The organism is Vibrio sp. K4, assembly GCF_051122595.1.
Classification (GTDB): Bacteria; Pseudomonadota; Gammaproteobacteria; order Enterobacterales; family Vibrionaceae; genus Vibrio; species Vibrio owensii.
The window spans coordinates 1470386-1486650 of the sequence record NZ_CP178578.1; the positions used below are offsets into that span (position 1 = coordinate 1470386).

General features: G+C 45.1%; 3 protein-coding genes. 2 read left to right on the top strand and 1 reads right to left on the bottom strand.

What is annotated here, in order from left to right:
• Nucleotides 1-234: 234 nt before the first annotated feature.
• Nucleotides 235-1221, bottom strand: a complete 987-nt coding sequence (locus ACLIIY_RS24135; protein ID WP_434528656.1) for a peptidoglycan DD-metalloendopeptidase family protein — start codon at nucleotides 1219-1221, stop codon at nucleotides 235-237.
• Nucleotides 1222-1512: 291 nt separating this feature from the next.
• Between ACLIIY_RS24135 and ACLIIY_RS24140 the strand changes: the two genes are divergently transcribed.
• The gene (locus tag ACLIIY_RS24140; RefSeq protein WP_434528657.1) at nucleotides 1513-13809 is read left to right on the top strand and encodes a tandem large repeat; all 12297 of its coding nucleotides are present in this window, start codon (nucleotides 1513-1515) and stop codon (nucleotides 13807-13809) included.
• A gap of 760 nt (nucleotides 13810-14569) precedes the next feature.
• Nucleotides 14570-16264 carry a hypothetical protein gene (locus ACLIIY_RS24145; protein ID WP_054823192.1) on the top strand — a complete coding sequence of 565 codons (1695 nt, stop codon included), beginning with the start codon at nucleotides 14570-14572 and terminating at the stop codon, nucleotides 16262-16264.
• The last annotated feature ends 1 nt before the right edge of the window (nucleotide 16265 follow it).

Consider the following 16265-nt stretch of genomic DNA (forward strand, 5'->3'; position numbering starts at 1 on the left):
AATCATCACCACTCGTTACCACTACAGCGAGTCATGTGAGGATCTTAACACTTTATTGAGAGAGCGAAAATGTTAGAGCAGACTGACAGAGAGATATTTAGGTGCTTTAAGCCCTGTTTTAGCGGCAATGCGGTTACTTTCAAGTCGAAGGGTGTTCTCTTTCAAGCGTAACCAGCTCATTGTGACGCAGAAAACTACGCCGCAATGAGCTGAATAAGGAAAAACAAGAGGGCGTTAAGAGGCGGAGTCGAGTAGTTCGTTGATCAGTTCTGCGCGCTCAGTTCTTGCAGCTAACATCATTTGCATGTTCACCGGTGGAGCAGGGTTAGTGCGGATATAACGAGCGTAATCAACAGGCACGCCATCCACAATTAATTCTAAGTGCAGGTGAGGGCCTGTTGTTCTTCCCGTATTACCAGTTCGGCCGATGGTTTGTCCTTTCGTTACGTGGTCACCCACGCGAACATCGCTACGAGACAGGTGTAAGTAACGAGACATAGAACCGTTGGTGTGGCGGATATTAATGTAATTACCGGCAAAACGATTGTAGCGTGACTTCACGACGACACCATCTGCAATACTCTGTATTGGTGTTCCAATTGGGACGGCGTAATCAGTACCTAAGTGTGGTGCAATTAAACCTGTTACTGGATGTTTTCGTTTCAAATTAAAACCAGAGCTAATTTTGTACTTTTTCGCTAGTGGAAATGAATAATATGGCTTTCGAATTAACTTTTTGCCATATTCATCGTATGCGTTGTTGTCGCCATCGTTAATAACAAAGAAGTCTCTTTTACTACCGGAATAGTAAAAAGAACTGATGTATTTTTCATTATAACTATTGGTTCGGGTTTTTATTGAGAACTTGTCGCCTTTTCTTACCGAACCAATAATGTCGAATTCATTTTCGATTAATTTTATCAAAGATTTTATCTCTCGCTGAGATAATCCTGCATTAATCAAAGAAGTCACGAAAGAGTAATCGATTACGCCTGTGGTGATCTTGGTTCGCTGAAAGTACGTCTCGTAGATGTGTTCGATGTTACTGTGGATTATTTTATTAGAAACAATGACTTGAGGTTTTGGTGTGACTACGCTTGGTTGCTCTTCAGGAGTAAGTAGATGATGAGTAAAAGACACGCCGGCAATGATGACGAATGCAATGAGCACAAGGGGTAGAGCAATGTTTTGTGTATGTTGTCTTAATATTAAACTTGTCATTAAATCGAAATTATGCTTAAAGGCGAAAAATTGAGGGGAGTATAATATTTAAAATAAAATCTTACACGCCGTTATAGCCAATTCCTGTGTTTTTACTAATTAAATAACGATAGATGTGAAGTAGCGCTGCTAAAGAGGTTTAAAACTACCTATTTTCTTAGCGTTTATGTTTGATTTTATGGTTATTTTGTCACGTTGAGAAAATCCTAGACAATAATATAATCGCGGCAAAATATACTCTGCCAAATTACTATGTTCACTAAAAATACGCTAAAACCAACGTTAAGTCTCATGGCTGCTTCACTTTTATTGAGTGCATGTGGCGGTGGGGATGGTGGTGACAATACACCGCCAGCTAGGAATACAGGAAGCATCTCAGGTAACGTTTTTGACGCTCCGGTCAATGGCGCCAAGATCGAGGTGTTTGAATACAAGGATGGAAAAGTCGGCAGATTGCTTACAAGCACGACTTCTGATGCCTTTGGTGATTACAAGCTTGAATTCGAATCCTCTTCGATGCCTTTGTATGTCGTCGCGCAGCAAGGTAGCTACACCGATCCTCTCACAAAAGAAATTGTATCATCGAGTGCGGGTAAGACTTTGCGCCTAGAAGGGGTAGTGAATTTTAGTGAAGGTAGTGATCAGAAATTAATGCTCACACCACTGACTAATATCGTTTCTGGTTTAGCTAAGTATAAGATTTCTGGTGGGGAATCTGGCTCAGATGCGGTCTCTGAAGCCTTAGATAGTGTCAATGGGATGTATGGGTTCAATGTCAATGAAACCACTCCGATTGACATAACGAAAGGTGGTCAAAGTAGCTTTGCCACTCCTGGTCACCAATACGGGGCTTTGTTAACAGCATACTCTTCGTTTTCTTATGATCTTATTGAAAAATACGGTCAGTCTGAAGATAACGTCTATACCTCAATGCATTTCGCTGACATTCAATTTCGTGATGTCATCGCTGATGGTCTTCTAGACGGCTTAGAAATCAGTGACTCGACAGGTGCAGTGACGCCACTTACGTTTGGTCAGCAGAGAATTACCAGCGACGTTTACACTCAAGATCTTTCTCAACACGTATTGATTGTAGTGAACGACCCAGAGCTTAACATCTCAGGTACGGATGCTGATGATTACGTTGCTTTTAGTCAAAAAATTAATGACTTGGGAAGCCATGGTACGACCGATGGTGTTATTCCACCACGTGATGAAACCGAAATCGATACAACACCACCGACCGTAACGCGCACCGATAGTGATGTATTAGCAAGAACAGATAGCGTAGATATCAGACTTAATGATGATATCGGTGTTCAATCTGTTTCTGCTTATGTGCAATACCAATTACATGGTGCTTGGTCAGGCGAATTCAAATGTAACGACCAACAGACTTCTGGCAGTGAGTTTTGTTCGGTAGACGCAAGCGAATTTGAAGTTGGTGTTCGTGAAACAAACATCAAAGTAAGTGTCGATACAAAAGCCATTGATGCCGTTGAGGTTGACTCAGAAACCGGCCTTTCTAACGTGACTGCTGCTCGTTTGGTGTTTTACACGGCAGACGTTTTAGGCAATGAACTTGTTCCTGGTAGCAATTCAGGTCATTACGTTAATTTTGAGTGGGATAATGATGCCCCAGTCATCTCTGTTACTTCTGCAAGCGCTATCAACAACGAACTTCAAGAGTACGTATTAAAAGGCATAGTAAAAGAAGCGTCTCAAGATATTAAGTCTGTCAGCGTTTCATTTAAAAGCGGCCTCCCAGAAGATGTGGCTTGTACTCCTGTAACGGCAGAGTCGGGCAGTGCTTGTGAATTTAGTAAAGCCTATTCGACGGACGAATTCTTATCTACGACTACGTTCGATGTTAAGGCTACTGATACCAAAGACAACGTCGGTGAATACCAGCATGCAGTAAGCCGTGACGATCAAGCGCCTGCTCAGATCATTACGTACCCTGAAGGGACATCGATGAACTACGTTAATGTGACCGTCGATGGAGAAAGGTCTACGTACGAAGGGGTTTACACGCAAGATACTTATACATCAGACAATGTTCAGTCAAGTAGAGACTACTTGAAGATCGATTATGTCTATGCTGCTTCTGGCTTGAAATCAATTGATGGCGTTGATTTCGCGAACTTTAACGTTAACCTGTTAAAACAGAATAAGATCCCTTACGTACGAGTTCGAGTTTCTGATGTGAACTCCGATACGGTTTTAGGCTCAAGTGCTGACAAACTTAAACTAGTCGTGAAGTACTACGTAAGCCAAAACAACGACAACAACTACGCATTTCAAAACACAACACAAACCGTAGCATCGACGGACACTATCACCGCGAGTATCCCTCACGAAACTATTTTAGATAGCGAAGGCAGAGTCGATGAAGTTATTTACTACGTTCCTTTCGTAAAAGAGGTACTTGGTGATGGTTTTAAAAACGTTTCAGAAAACGCCAGTCAGAAACTGGTGATTCAAACCATCGACGAGTCCGACAATGAAAGTGCGACCCAAGAAGTTTACTTCCGAAGCAGTTTTGACCTACCTACGATGACGGTTGTGACCCCTTTCATTGGTGCACGTGTGCAATTAGAAGGTTTGAACCCAAATGGTGAATTCACCTCTCTAGCAAGTTGTACCACCATTCAGCAGCCAGAAAGTGATCAAACTAGCGCGCTTGATGTGGCTTCGTGTGAGACCACGACTGACGTTGTCAATTATGAATTCATGCGAGTACGTTTAATTGGTGTAGAAGGGACAGACCCTCACTACTACCAATGGAAAGATGATGCAGGCGCCAAAGCGAGCGTTAATCTAAACAATGCCAATATCGGCGCATATTTTGAACTTGACGGTTCGAATACGTATTACGTGACCGAGCTTGCCACTTACCAGACAGGTTTGTTCGATTATCGTTGGAATCAGGTAGAAGCCGGTGACAAAACGTCAGAACGCGCCTCACAAATTTTGACAGAAGTGAAATACGCTTTAGCGGGCGGTAACGAATCGTTCTTTGGATTCGATCCAACCGTAACGGCTTACGCTACAAACGAGATGCTGAAGGAGCCAATTCCTAGCGATCTATCTAACGATTATCTGCATCGTTTTCTTGTTGAAGCAATTGATGACTTAGCTCAGGACACACCTCGTAATAACTCTTCTGATTTCGCCTCCGCTATTTATGACGATCTTAGCTACGATGGTAAAGCAAACGGAATTGGCGCTGGTGGGAATCAAATCAAATTGGATGATTACGAGTTCGACTCTGATACCTACCGCAAAGACCTTGCTCAGTCTTACTACGATATCATGACTGAAAAATACGGCATCCCAGATAATATTGCTCAACTTTATGCCGATGATATTTCTACGGCTAATCCTAAACTTGGCGAAGACAATATCTTTGATAGTGGTGGCGGTAGTATTGATATTTATCCTCCGAAACAAACACTAACAATAGAGACTGGCCGCGAAACCATGGTTGGCAACAAGCGCTATGTCGCGGGTGAAGTGGTATCTAGAGTAGTGTTAGAAGATCCATCTGGGGTTGTAGAGGAAGGTGACCAAGCCCCGAAATTCCAAAGTATGTGGTATGCCATGGATGACCCAAATACTGCTATTCCATTGGAACTTAAACCACAAGAATCTGGCGATAGCGATAAATTTAGAAAAGAGTACTTCTTTACCCTGAATACAGAATCAACAGATCTCACCGATATCATTGAGTTTGCGCTGGAGACAGCAGCATTCGATACCAAAGGCAATGGATATACCGAGGCGGAACCTCATGTTGAGAGTTTATACGTTGATAATGACTATCCGAAGGCGAGTTACATACCGCCTAAAGACACAGATAATCAACCTATTGGGGAAGATGTTTATCTGAACGCGAACTCTGTGCATGAGTTAACCTTCAAAGTTGAAGATGTAGTTGGTGACCAATTAGACAAAAGAAGCTTGTCATTTGTGAACTATTCGAACAACGCGACCGTTGAATACTCGAGCGAGCAGTTCGCTAGCAATCAACAAGATGCTTTTGTTGTAAAACTTTGTACAGGAGTACTTTGTGAGAGCCAAGGCAAAGTTATCTATCCTGGCGATGGTAACTGGAAAGTCAATGTTAATGCTGAAGATAACCTAGGAAACCTAGTTAACCAGCAAACTGTGAATGTGCCTAAATTCGACATACTAATTGACTCGGAAGCACCTGCAGTAAACGGTGGGGTAATTGACCAACGGTTGGGAGGGAACTCAGCGTGGGTTCCTGATATTGACGCCGGTGACTTAAGTCCACTGAGTGAAGTGCAAGTGGATATGAAAACTCAGTTTGGTAAGCGTTTTACGTTACAGCATTATGAAACTGAACCAGTTGAGAGTGAAGAGCCCTATCTATTTGGTACCCAACCGAATGTAGAGGTACGTCTAGTTGCTGACGCATTTAAATATGAAGAGACAAATACGTTCTATGTCAAGGCGATTGACAGCGCGTATCCTAAAGCGGAAGCAACTGGTGAGTTCATTTTTCAAGTAGATAACAAAGGCCCTGAGATTGAGCTTGCTACTCCTTGGGTGGTTGACAGCAACTCTGGAAAGAGTGGAGTGTTAGGTCCGAACTTTAAAGTTAGCTTAACCTCTGTGAAAGATGATTCAAAAGTGAGCAATGTAGAAATTTGGCAGGTTGGAAGCAGTGAAGCGATACGTTCAATTGAACCTAAAGACCCTGCTCAGCCTTTCGACATTGAGATCAATAGTACTCAAAGTGGCAATATTACGATCGATGAGAACAATAGAGCTGATCTATTTGTTAAAGCGATAGATGAATATGGCTTTTATTCCGATACAGAGGCAAGAAGCATAATCTTGGATCGGGAAGGACCTGACTTACAACTGAATGGGTTTAAGCCTGAAAGTTACTATCGTGGTGATTATGTCTTTACTCTTTATGCTCAAGACTTGAATGAAACAGGTGCGCCATCTACTGAAGGGGTAAACAAAGATACCCTGAAATTCAATAGTTTTATCGACACACCTTCTAATCCCGATACTCAAGTCGAAGAGGATATGAAGGTCAACTTAGGCGGACAAAATGACGGTGATAGCTCTACTAGAACTATAAGACTGAAGGGTGCTGATGTTCGTGGAAATACCACGGAAATAGACTATGAAATTAGGGTTCAAAATAAGCTGCCTACCATAAAGAGTGTGTCGTTTTCTTATGAAGATGGGACAGAGATTACAAATGGATTAATTACACGTAATGATCCGGTGATCATTACCATCGATGCTGAGGACGCAAGTGGCATTCCTCAAGTAGAAGCTACTTATAAGTACGGTGATACAACAAACAGTATACAATTCAGCGAAGAGGAGTCTGGAAAATGGAAAGGCAGGCTAACTTCTGCTGAGCTTTCTAATGACGGTAGCTACGAGTTGAAATTTAAAGTATACAACAATGTTTTATACAACACCGGAGATCGCCCCGTAACTGAAAGATCCGAAATCATAAACGTTCAACGTGAAGGGGTGGTGCTATCAGTTGCTCAACCTGAGAACTTCCAAGCTCATATTTCCGGGAAAACGTTGGATGTAGAGTTCGGACCTGCGGGTGAGGTTAAAGCCGAGACGCTCGAGTGTTGGGTAAGAGAAAATTACACCTCGGACAAAGCGCCAGATGATGGCTCAAGCAACGCGTATTCTGGTGTGATCAATAATCCGCAAGAAAATTATAAGTGTAGTGTGACGACGGACGTAAATATGTCGGTATCGCCTGTCGTTTTAATCACCAGAACTGTTGGTAAGAACGATAAAGAGACGGTCAGTAAATTTAGCTTTAGCATGATGGATATTGATGCGCCAACCGCTCAGGAAGATACCTACCAGCTTGATAGCAACAATGTTGGTTTCGATGCTGATGGAAACAAAATCTTAAGTATCACTCTGAACTTTAGAGATAATTTATCCGGAGTGAACACTGAGCTAACTAAGCGTCCTGTACTGGTAAGAAGCAAGTTTAACCTAACGTTTGAGCCGAAAAGTTGTAGTACTAGTGCAGATCTCACTACGTGCACCTATACTGAGCTTTATTCAGACATTATCGCTTCAGGGATATCAAAGCATCTTTACACTATCAAGAACCTTTCCGATAGAGCAGGTAATGCAGCTCCTGATCATGCGTTAGAGTTGTTGTTGCCGCCACCTGGTTCAGTTCAGATCGCAATAACGAACCCTGAGAACGATAGTATTATCCGAGGTTCAGAACTTTCAATGGACTTCAAAGTGAAGGTTGGGATTAACTCTATCCTAGAAAATCTCATTGCCACAGTGGATGGTCAGTCATATAGCTTAAAAGATAACCCTGATAATTTCTCACGATTTAATGACTGCGGAGATGACTACTCATGCTCTACGTTTAAAGCGCCTCTTAGTGACACTTTAGATGGTCAGGTGATCAGTCCGTCCATTCAAGCGCTTGATGTATGGGAGGATTCAAGTTCAGCCAAAGTTGACGTGATGGTTGATAACAGCAAACCAATAATTGATAGCGATGTTACTGTCAGTGAATCACCTACAGACCCTAGTTTGGTTAGATTCCTGTTTTCTATCAGAGATGAAGGCAGCGGTATCGCTACTGTCAAATATACAACAACGAACCCGAGTCATGTTTTCAACAAAGAGGCAAGTGTGGATAACTCACATCTCTATTTTGAACTTCCAAAAACTGAATTAGAAGGGTTAAGTCAGCTTCGAGTTAGCATTCAAGCTACGGATAAAGTAGGTTGGAGTGAAAACCAGACAATCGATATTGATCTGACAGCGCCGACTATTACTCTCTCATTTAATGACATGACTAGCTTGCTGGGAGGCAAGCTAGCATTCACCAAAGAAAGTCAATCGTTCACGATTACGTCTACAGAGGGGGAGCATGTCAAGGCAATTCATTATTCCATTGATATGGTTCCAACAGCCGGAGAACAGCTTAATTTTGAGGGAAGAGTCGCGTCGTCAAGCGCGACTGGTACCATGGATTTTGCAATTGATGACCAAGCTGAATACATGTACAAAGTGACAGTCACTGACTCAATGGGACGAGCTGTTACAGACTTTAAGCTTTTTAATAAGACTTATGATGCCAAAGGTATCGAATCTGTTGTTGATCATGAGTTACCGGTTATCACTGGTATCACTGCGGATCAAGTTTCTATGACGCCGACGGATGATAAATATAAGTTGGATGTAACTGCTGATGTGACTGATAAAAACTTAAGTTCGGTAACATCAACGGCTGATAATGGTTCGGGTCTACCAGTAGGGCCGCAGTCAATCACGGAACCTACTAACGATGGCGACCCTTATGTGTTCCACTACTTATTATCGCCAGGAGATTACACGATAAAAGTAATCGCGTCTGATGCAGTCAGCAATCAAACGGAAAAAACGACAACATACAGAGTAGAAGCAGCAACAGTTCCTGAGCTAACAATATCGACTACAGCAAGCACTCCTTTGGCTGGTGGCGTCGAAGTCCCGCTTACGTTTACTTTTACTGAAGAAGTCACAGAATTCGATATTTCAGACGTAAAGTTAGATGAGAATAATGGCGGTGAGTTAAAACCTTTATCTTGGAGTACCACTGACAACATAACTTGGACAGTCATATACATAACACCAGAAAGAGAAAATAAAGACATAACCATTCGGGTCGATGATGAGAGCTATAAGAGCATCAACACTATCCCCGGAAAAGGGGATAGTTTGGTTCTGGGGGTCGAAGGTGTGTTACCTACGCTGACTAAAGTAACGTTTGATCCTCTGCATCAAGAAATCGGAAAGGCAGTAGATATTAAGCTTGAGTTTGACAAAGAGTTGCAAGAGGCCACGGCAACATTGGGAACGAACAATGTTACTTCGCTAAAGGCTGATCCTGCTGATAAGAAAGTTTGGACCGGAACCGTTAATGTCCCAGACGTACCAGAACTTGGTGTTGGCCTAGTGGTGAGTCAATATAAAGACCTAGTGGGTAATGTGGGCGAGGATAATACGTCATATACATTGCCAATCACGCCAACCTTAACCGTTGAAAATATCGGGGATGTTAACGAAGCGGGCGCTGCAAGCGTTGCCGTCAGTGGCGATAGCACACGCTTCGAAAGCACCGACACATTGACCATCAAAGCGGTCGATACGGACAATAAAGAAGTCACGCAAACCACGACAGTGGCTGCATTGGGTAAATGGAACGCGACGTTAGACGTCTCTGGTCTTAAAGACGGTACCATTACGGTGACGGTGAACGGGACTAACGACTTGGAGGCGCCAGCAAAAGAAGCGGGGACGACATTTACGTTGACGCAAACCAAGCCAACGGTGGACGACGGTCAAACGTCGATTAACCCAACGTACGCAGCGGCGGGTGAGAGCGTGACCGTTACCTCCACGTTCGACAAAGGCGTCACCACACCGATGGGTTCGACGCTGGGTACCGCGGCGATCAACTGGACAGCACAATCGGGTACTCAAACCCAATGGGTGGGTACAGCAGAAATCGCGTCGGTTGCGGATTCGGTGAAGAGTGTGGCGTTAACGTTGCAAGGCTTTAGTGATGCAACGGGCAATGCCGGTGAGGCATTCACTTCTAGCAAAGAGCTGGTGATGACCCCAACCTTAACCGTTGAAAATATCGGTGATGTTAACGAAGCTGGCGCTGCAAGCGTTGCCGTCAGTGGCGATAGTACACGCTTCGAAAGCACCGATACATTGACCATCAAAGCGGTCGATACGGACAATAAAGAGGTCACGAAAATCACGACAGTGACTGCATCGGGTAAATGGAACGCGACGTTAGACGTCTCTGGTCTTAAAGACGGCACCATTACGGTGACGGTGAACGGGACTAACGACTTGGGCGCACCGGCAAAAGAAGCGGGGACGACATTTACGTTGACGCAAACCAAGCCGACGGTGGACGACGGTCAAACGTCGATTAACCCAACGTACGCAGCGGCGGGTGAGAGTGTGACCGTTACCGCCACGTTCGACAAAGGCGTTACCACACCAACGGGTTCGACGTTGGGTACCGCGGCGATCAACTGGACAGCACAAGCAGGTACTCATACCCAATGGGTGGGTACAGCAGAAGTCGCGTCAGTTGCGGATTCGGTGAAGAGTGTGGCGTTAACGTTGCAAGGCTTTAATGATGCAACGGGCAATGCCGGTGAGGCATTCACTTCTAGCAAAGAGCTGGTGATGACCCCAACCTTAACTGTTGAAAATATCGGTGATGTTAACGAAGCTGGCGCTGCAAGCGTTGCCGTCAGTGGCGATAGTACACGCTTCGAAAGCACCGATACATTGACCATCAAAGCGGTCGATACGGACAATAAAGAGGTCACGAAAACCACGACAGTGACTGCATCGGGTAAATGGAACGCGACGTTAGACGTCTCTGGTCTTAAAGACGGCACCATTACGGTGACGGTGAACGGGACTAACGACTTGGGCGCACCGGCAAAAGAAGCGGGGACGACATTTACGTTGACGCAAACCAAGCCGACGGTGGACGACGGTCAAACGTCGATTAACCCAACGTACGCAGCGGCGGGTGAGAGTGTGACCGTTACCGCCACGTTCGACAAAGGCGTTACCACACCAACGGGTTCGACGTTGGGTACCGCGGCGATCAACTGGACAGCACAAGCAGGTACTCATACCCAATGGGTGGGTACAGCAGAAGTCGCGTCAGTTGCGGATTCGGTGAAGAGTGTGGCGTTAACGTTGCAAGGCTTTAATGATGCAACGGGCAATGCCGGTGAGGCATTCACTTCTAGCAAAGAGCTGGTGATGACCCCAACCTTAACTGTTGAAAATATCGGTGATGTTAACGAAGCGGGCGCTGCAAGCGTTGCCGTCAGTGGCGATAGTACACGCTTCGAAAGCACCGATACATTGACCATCAAAGCGGTCGATACGGACAATAAAGAGGTCACGAAAACCACGACAGTGACTGCATCGGGTAAATGGAACGCGACGTTAGACGTCTCTGGTCTTAAAGACGGCACCATTACGGTGACGGTGAACGGGACTAACGACTTGGGCGCACCGGCAAAAGAAGCGGGGACGACATTTACGTTGACGCAAACCAAGCCAACGGTGGACGACGGTCAAACGTCGATTAACCCAACATACGCAGCGGCGGGTGAGATCGTGACCGTTACCGCCACGTTCGACAAAGGCGTCACCACACCGACGGGTTCAACACTGGGTACCGCGGCGATCAACTGGACAGCACAAGCAGGTACTCAAACCCAATGGGTGGGTACAGTAGAAGTGGCGTCGGTTGCGGATTCGGTGAAGAGTGTGGCGTTAACGCTGCAAGGCTTTAATGATGCAACGGGCAATGCCGGTGAATCATTCACTTCTAGCAAAGAGCTGGTGATGACCCCAACCTTAACCGTTGAAAATATCGGTGATGTTAACGAAGCTGGCGCTGCAAGCGTTGCCGTCAGTGGCGATAGTACACGCTTCGAAAGCACCGATACATTGACCATCAAAGCGGTCGATACGGACAATAAAGAGGTCACGAAAACCACGACAGTGACTGCATTGGGTAAATGGAACGCGACGTTAGACGTCTCTGGTCTTAAAGACGGCACCATTACGGTGATGGTGAACGGGACTAACGACTTGGGCGCACCAGCAAAAGAAGCGGGGACGACATTTACGTTGACGCAAACCAAGCCGACGGTGGACGACGGTCAAACGTCGATTAACCCAACGTACGCAGCGGCGGGTGAGAGTGTGACCGTTACCGCCACGTTCGACAAAGGCGTTACCACACCAACGGGTTCGACGTTGGGTACCGCGGCGATCAACTGGACAGCACAAGCAGGTACTCATACCCAATGGGTGGGTACAGTAGAAGTGGCGTCGGTTGCGGATTCGGTGAAGAGTGTGGCGTTAACGCTGCAAGGCTTTAATGATGCAACGGGCAATGCCGGTGAATCATTCACTTCTAGCAAAGCGCTAGCGATGACCCCAACCTTAACCGTTGAAAATATCGGTGATGTTAACGAAACGGGCGCAGCAAGCGTTGCAGTTAATGGCGATAGCGCACGCTTTGAGAGCACTGATAGCTTGACTATCAAGGCTACGGACAGCGAAGGGACCGAGGCGAGCGCAAACGTAAACCCAAATGCTGGCGGTGCTTGGGGTTCAACGCTCGATGTTTCGGGTCTTAAAGACGGTACCATCACAGTAACCGTAAATGGTACTAACGACTTGGGTGCACCAGCAAAAGAAGCGGGGACGACATTTACGTTGACGCAAACCAAGCCAACGGTGGACGACGGTCAAACGTCGATTAACCCAACATACGCAGCGGCGGGTGAGATCGTGACCGTTACCGCCACGTTCGACAAAGGCGTCACCACACCGACGGGTTCAACACTGGGTACCGCGGCGATCAACTGGACAGCACAAGCAGGTACTCAAACCCAATGGGTGGGTACAGTAGAAGTGGCGTCGGTTGCGGATTCGGTGAAGAGTGTGGCGTTAACGCTGCAAGGCTTTAATGATGCAACGGGCAATGCCGGTGAATCATTCACTTCTAGCAAAGAGCTGGTGATGACCCCAACCTTAACCGTTGAAAATATCGGTGATGTTAACGAAGCTGGCGCTGCAAGCGTTGCCGTCAGTGGCGATAGTACACGCTTCGAAAGCACCGATACATTGACCATCAAAGCGGTCGATACGGACAATAAAGAGGTCACGAAAACCACGACAGTGACTGCATTGGGTAAATGGAACGCGACGTTAGACGTCTCTGGTCTTAAAGACGGCACCATTACGGTGACGGTGAACGGGACTAACGACTTGGGCGCACCAGCAAAAGAAGCGGGGACGACATTTACGTTGACGCAAACCAAGCCGACGGTGGACGACGGTCAAACGTCGATTAACCCAACGTACGCAGCGGCGGGTGAGAGTGTGACCGTTACCGCCACGTTCGACAAAGGCGTTACCACACCAACGGGTTCGACGTTGGGTACCGCGGCGATCAACTGGACAGCACAAGCAGGTACTCAAACCCAATGGGTGGGTACAGTAGAAGTGGCGTCGGTTGCGGATTCGGTGAAGAGTGTGGCGTTAACGCTGCAAGGCTTTAATGATGCAACGGGCAATGCCGGTGAGGCATTCACTTCTAGCAAAGAGCTAGCGATGACTCCTACTATCGCTTTTGAAACAGTAAACGATGTCACAGGTGCAACTTCAGTAACTATCAATGGAACAAGTACTCGCTTCAGAGAGGGTGAAGTAATAGAAATCAGAGCTGTTGATGCTGATGATAAACCAACTACTGGTAATGCATCTGTGCTCAGTGATGGAACATGGACCGTTGATCTTGATTTGTCTTCTTTGAAAGAGGGCACTATTACTGTCTATGCAAATGGCACCAATTCGCTATCTGCAAGTGCTACCGAGGTCAACACGACTTTTAATTATTCTAGCACTATCGTTAAAGTGCTTTCCGTCTCTGATTATCTGTATAGAGATAAGGAATATATAGCCTTGAAAAAGGTTGCGTAATACAAAGCGAGCATTTAGCTCGCTTTCTTTTTACTTGGTGTTAAGTGATCTAAGTCAAATGATTAGCTTTTTCTAATAATTGCGACAGATGATTTGATGGTCTTTATACAAGGTCAAATATCTAGAATGACTATATCTATTTTGTTTTTAGATGGTATTGGTGTGATTGTGGTGGTCAATTCCAGAATGTGGTGGTGAATATGCCACGTTGAGAATATGTCGCAATATTATATAGTTACATCCATCGCTATACCCCAAGTATAGAGTTCTGCATAAGGTAGGGTACTACCTGACAGTTGTGTAATCGTAATGAAGTGACACCAGCCTAGCATCACATCAAAGCGGTTACGCGTTTTTGTGGGTGTGACACGCACTCACCTTTTTTTATTCATACTTCCTCAGTAGCAATTCTATTATTTATTGTTACTGAGGAAGGTCATTGCTTTAGAGCCTTTCTTCGCTCCCTTATTGTCTGTATCGAAACTGTTAACTTCTGCCCAAAAATAAAAAAATTCCTTTTATTTTAATCCTTCTTTTTAATTTCAATGTCTAGTTATTTTGTCTTGTTCTGTAGTTAAAATGACTTATTTACTAGCGAATGTGTCTTTTGGGTGGCTTTTAGCTTATTTGTCGATTTTTCTATGTGATTGAATGTTATAAATTAAATTAGTAGCATTAGCGCACCAAATCGTACTTGTAAGCCTTATCAGCTTAAATGTCACCGCAACCATATTTACGATGTTGGTTGTGGAGAATTCAAATGCATTTAGTTTGCAAATTTATACCTAGCTCGAAGCTATCCTCCAGCGAGCTATCTTATGTTCTTACACCAGACGAGTGTATAGGGCAGCTTTCGCGTTTGCGAAATTCAGATGACATCCTTAGAAACCTCCCTAAAGAGTTTGCGCAAAAGATTTCTCTTTCTTCTAAAAAAACGACCAGCGGATTGCTAGCAGCGATCAGAGCCGAACTTGGCAAAGGCAGTTGGGTCTCATTATCTTCCTTTGTTCGTAGGTCGCCATTAACGGACTCTCAGTTACAAAGCTTCCCTAGACTTAAAACACTCGTTGACTCTTTATCTGCTTCGAATGAAAGCAAAGTTTTTAAAGCGGGCTACAAGCAGGTTACTGACGATGTTGCTTTGGTCCGTAGTTACACGCATGTACCTTCTGAGCCAAGCCCAGATCAAAAAATCGTTGTTGAGTTTGCAGGGCAGTGGTCTAGTAATGCAGCATGTTTGATGTTGGGAAAAACCGAAGCTCAAAAAGAAAAAGTTACTGTAGGCAAGGCCGATACAGAAAACAAACACCGCAGCCTCGCGACGTTTAAAGATCTCGAAGCTGAGGGCAAAACGCTCTATATCAAAATCCCTTGTTCCGACCAACCTCAGCCGATCTTGTTTAAACTCGCCGAAGACCTGCAACCCGTTGATAAAGAAACTCAGATGGATGAGTGGGACAACGTGTTGGTGCCGGTAGTTCCGCTATACAAATCGGGTTCTTCATGGGATGGCTACACATCAGGGCGTGTTTACGTTATTTGGAAAGGAGAAGTCTGGCGCGAGTTGCAAGTGACTAGCAATGGTTATTTTGCTGATGTAGACATGAGCAATAGCCGAAAAAAAGCTAAGGAGACAAGACACGTCAATATTGATGGCTCTTCATTGTTCCCCGGTGAGAACGTTGCATTTGAACCATTCTCAATTTTACAAGATGGGGTAGAAGTATTTAGCGGTGAATTAGACATCAATGAGCAGGCAAGAGTGTTTAGCTTGGTTGCTGAGGAGGTCGAGATCAAGTTTGCAGGTTTTGCGCATGAGCAAATTTTGCTTTCGACGAACTCTAGTCCCATGAAGGCCTCTTCTGTGCCGAGTGGCGAAGTGTTGGGCTATCCGCTGCCTCATATCTGGCTACCATACAAAGTTAAAGGCGAATGCCAAGATGTGTATCTGTATTACTCGTCTCAAGCCTTGAGTGATGGTGCTATCTCTGAGTTAGAGAGTAACTATCAGTCGATGGCAATTTCACTATCCGAGATGTCGGATTACAGCAGCTCTAAAGGTTTTACCCTACAAACGGTTTTTAAATTACCAACGCTATCTGAAAGTCAAAAAGTGAAGGCGGTTGTTAATGATCAGAACAATTGTAATGTCGCGGCAGTAAACATACCGCCTCCTGGAAGCGAGATCATATTACGCTATCGAGTCCTTGGCTCCACCGATCAGCCCGATGATTATTTTATGTTACAAAATGAAGAACATGGATGGTCACAAAAAGCTTACTTCAGGTGTGCCACTGCTGATGATGATGGTTACCTAAATTTACGATTTAGTGGCTGGCCTGAAAAGGTAAAAGAAGTCGATATTTTAAGGGGGGCTCATGCATCACGAGGGAATGAAACTCCCGAAACGTTTAAGTTGCGCGAAAAAGTAAAAGTTACGGATTTATTAGGCTAAA

Excerpts from the sequence above, each read along its gene's own strand:
- ACLIIY_RS24135 (WP_434528656.1), bottom strand. The coding sequence starts at position 1,221 with ATGACAAGTTTAATATTAAGACAACATACACAAAACATTGCTCTACCC.
- ACLIIY_RS24145 (WP_054823192.1), top strand. The coding sequence starts at position 14,570 with ATGCATTTAGTTTGCAAATTTATACCTAGCTCGAAGCTATCCTCCAGC.
- ACLIIY_RS24140 (WP_434528657.1), top strand. The coding sequence starts at position 1,513 with ATGGCTGCTTCACTTTTATTGAGTGCATGTGGCGGTGGGGATGGTGGT.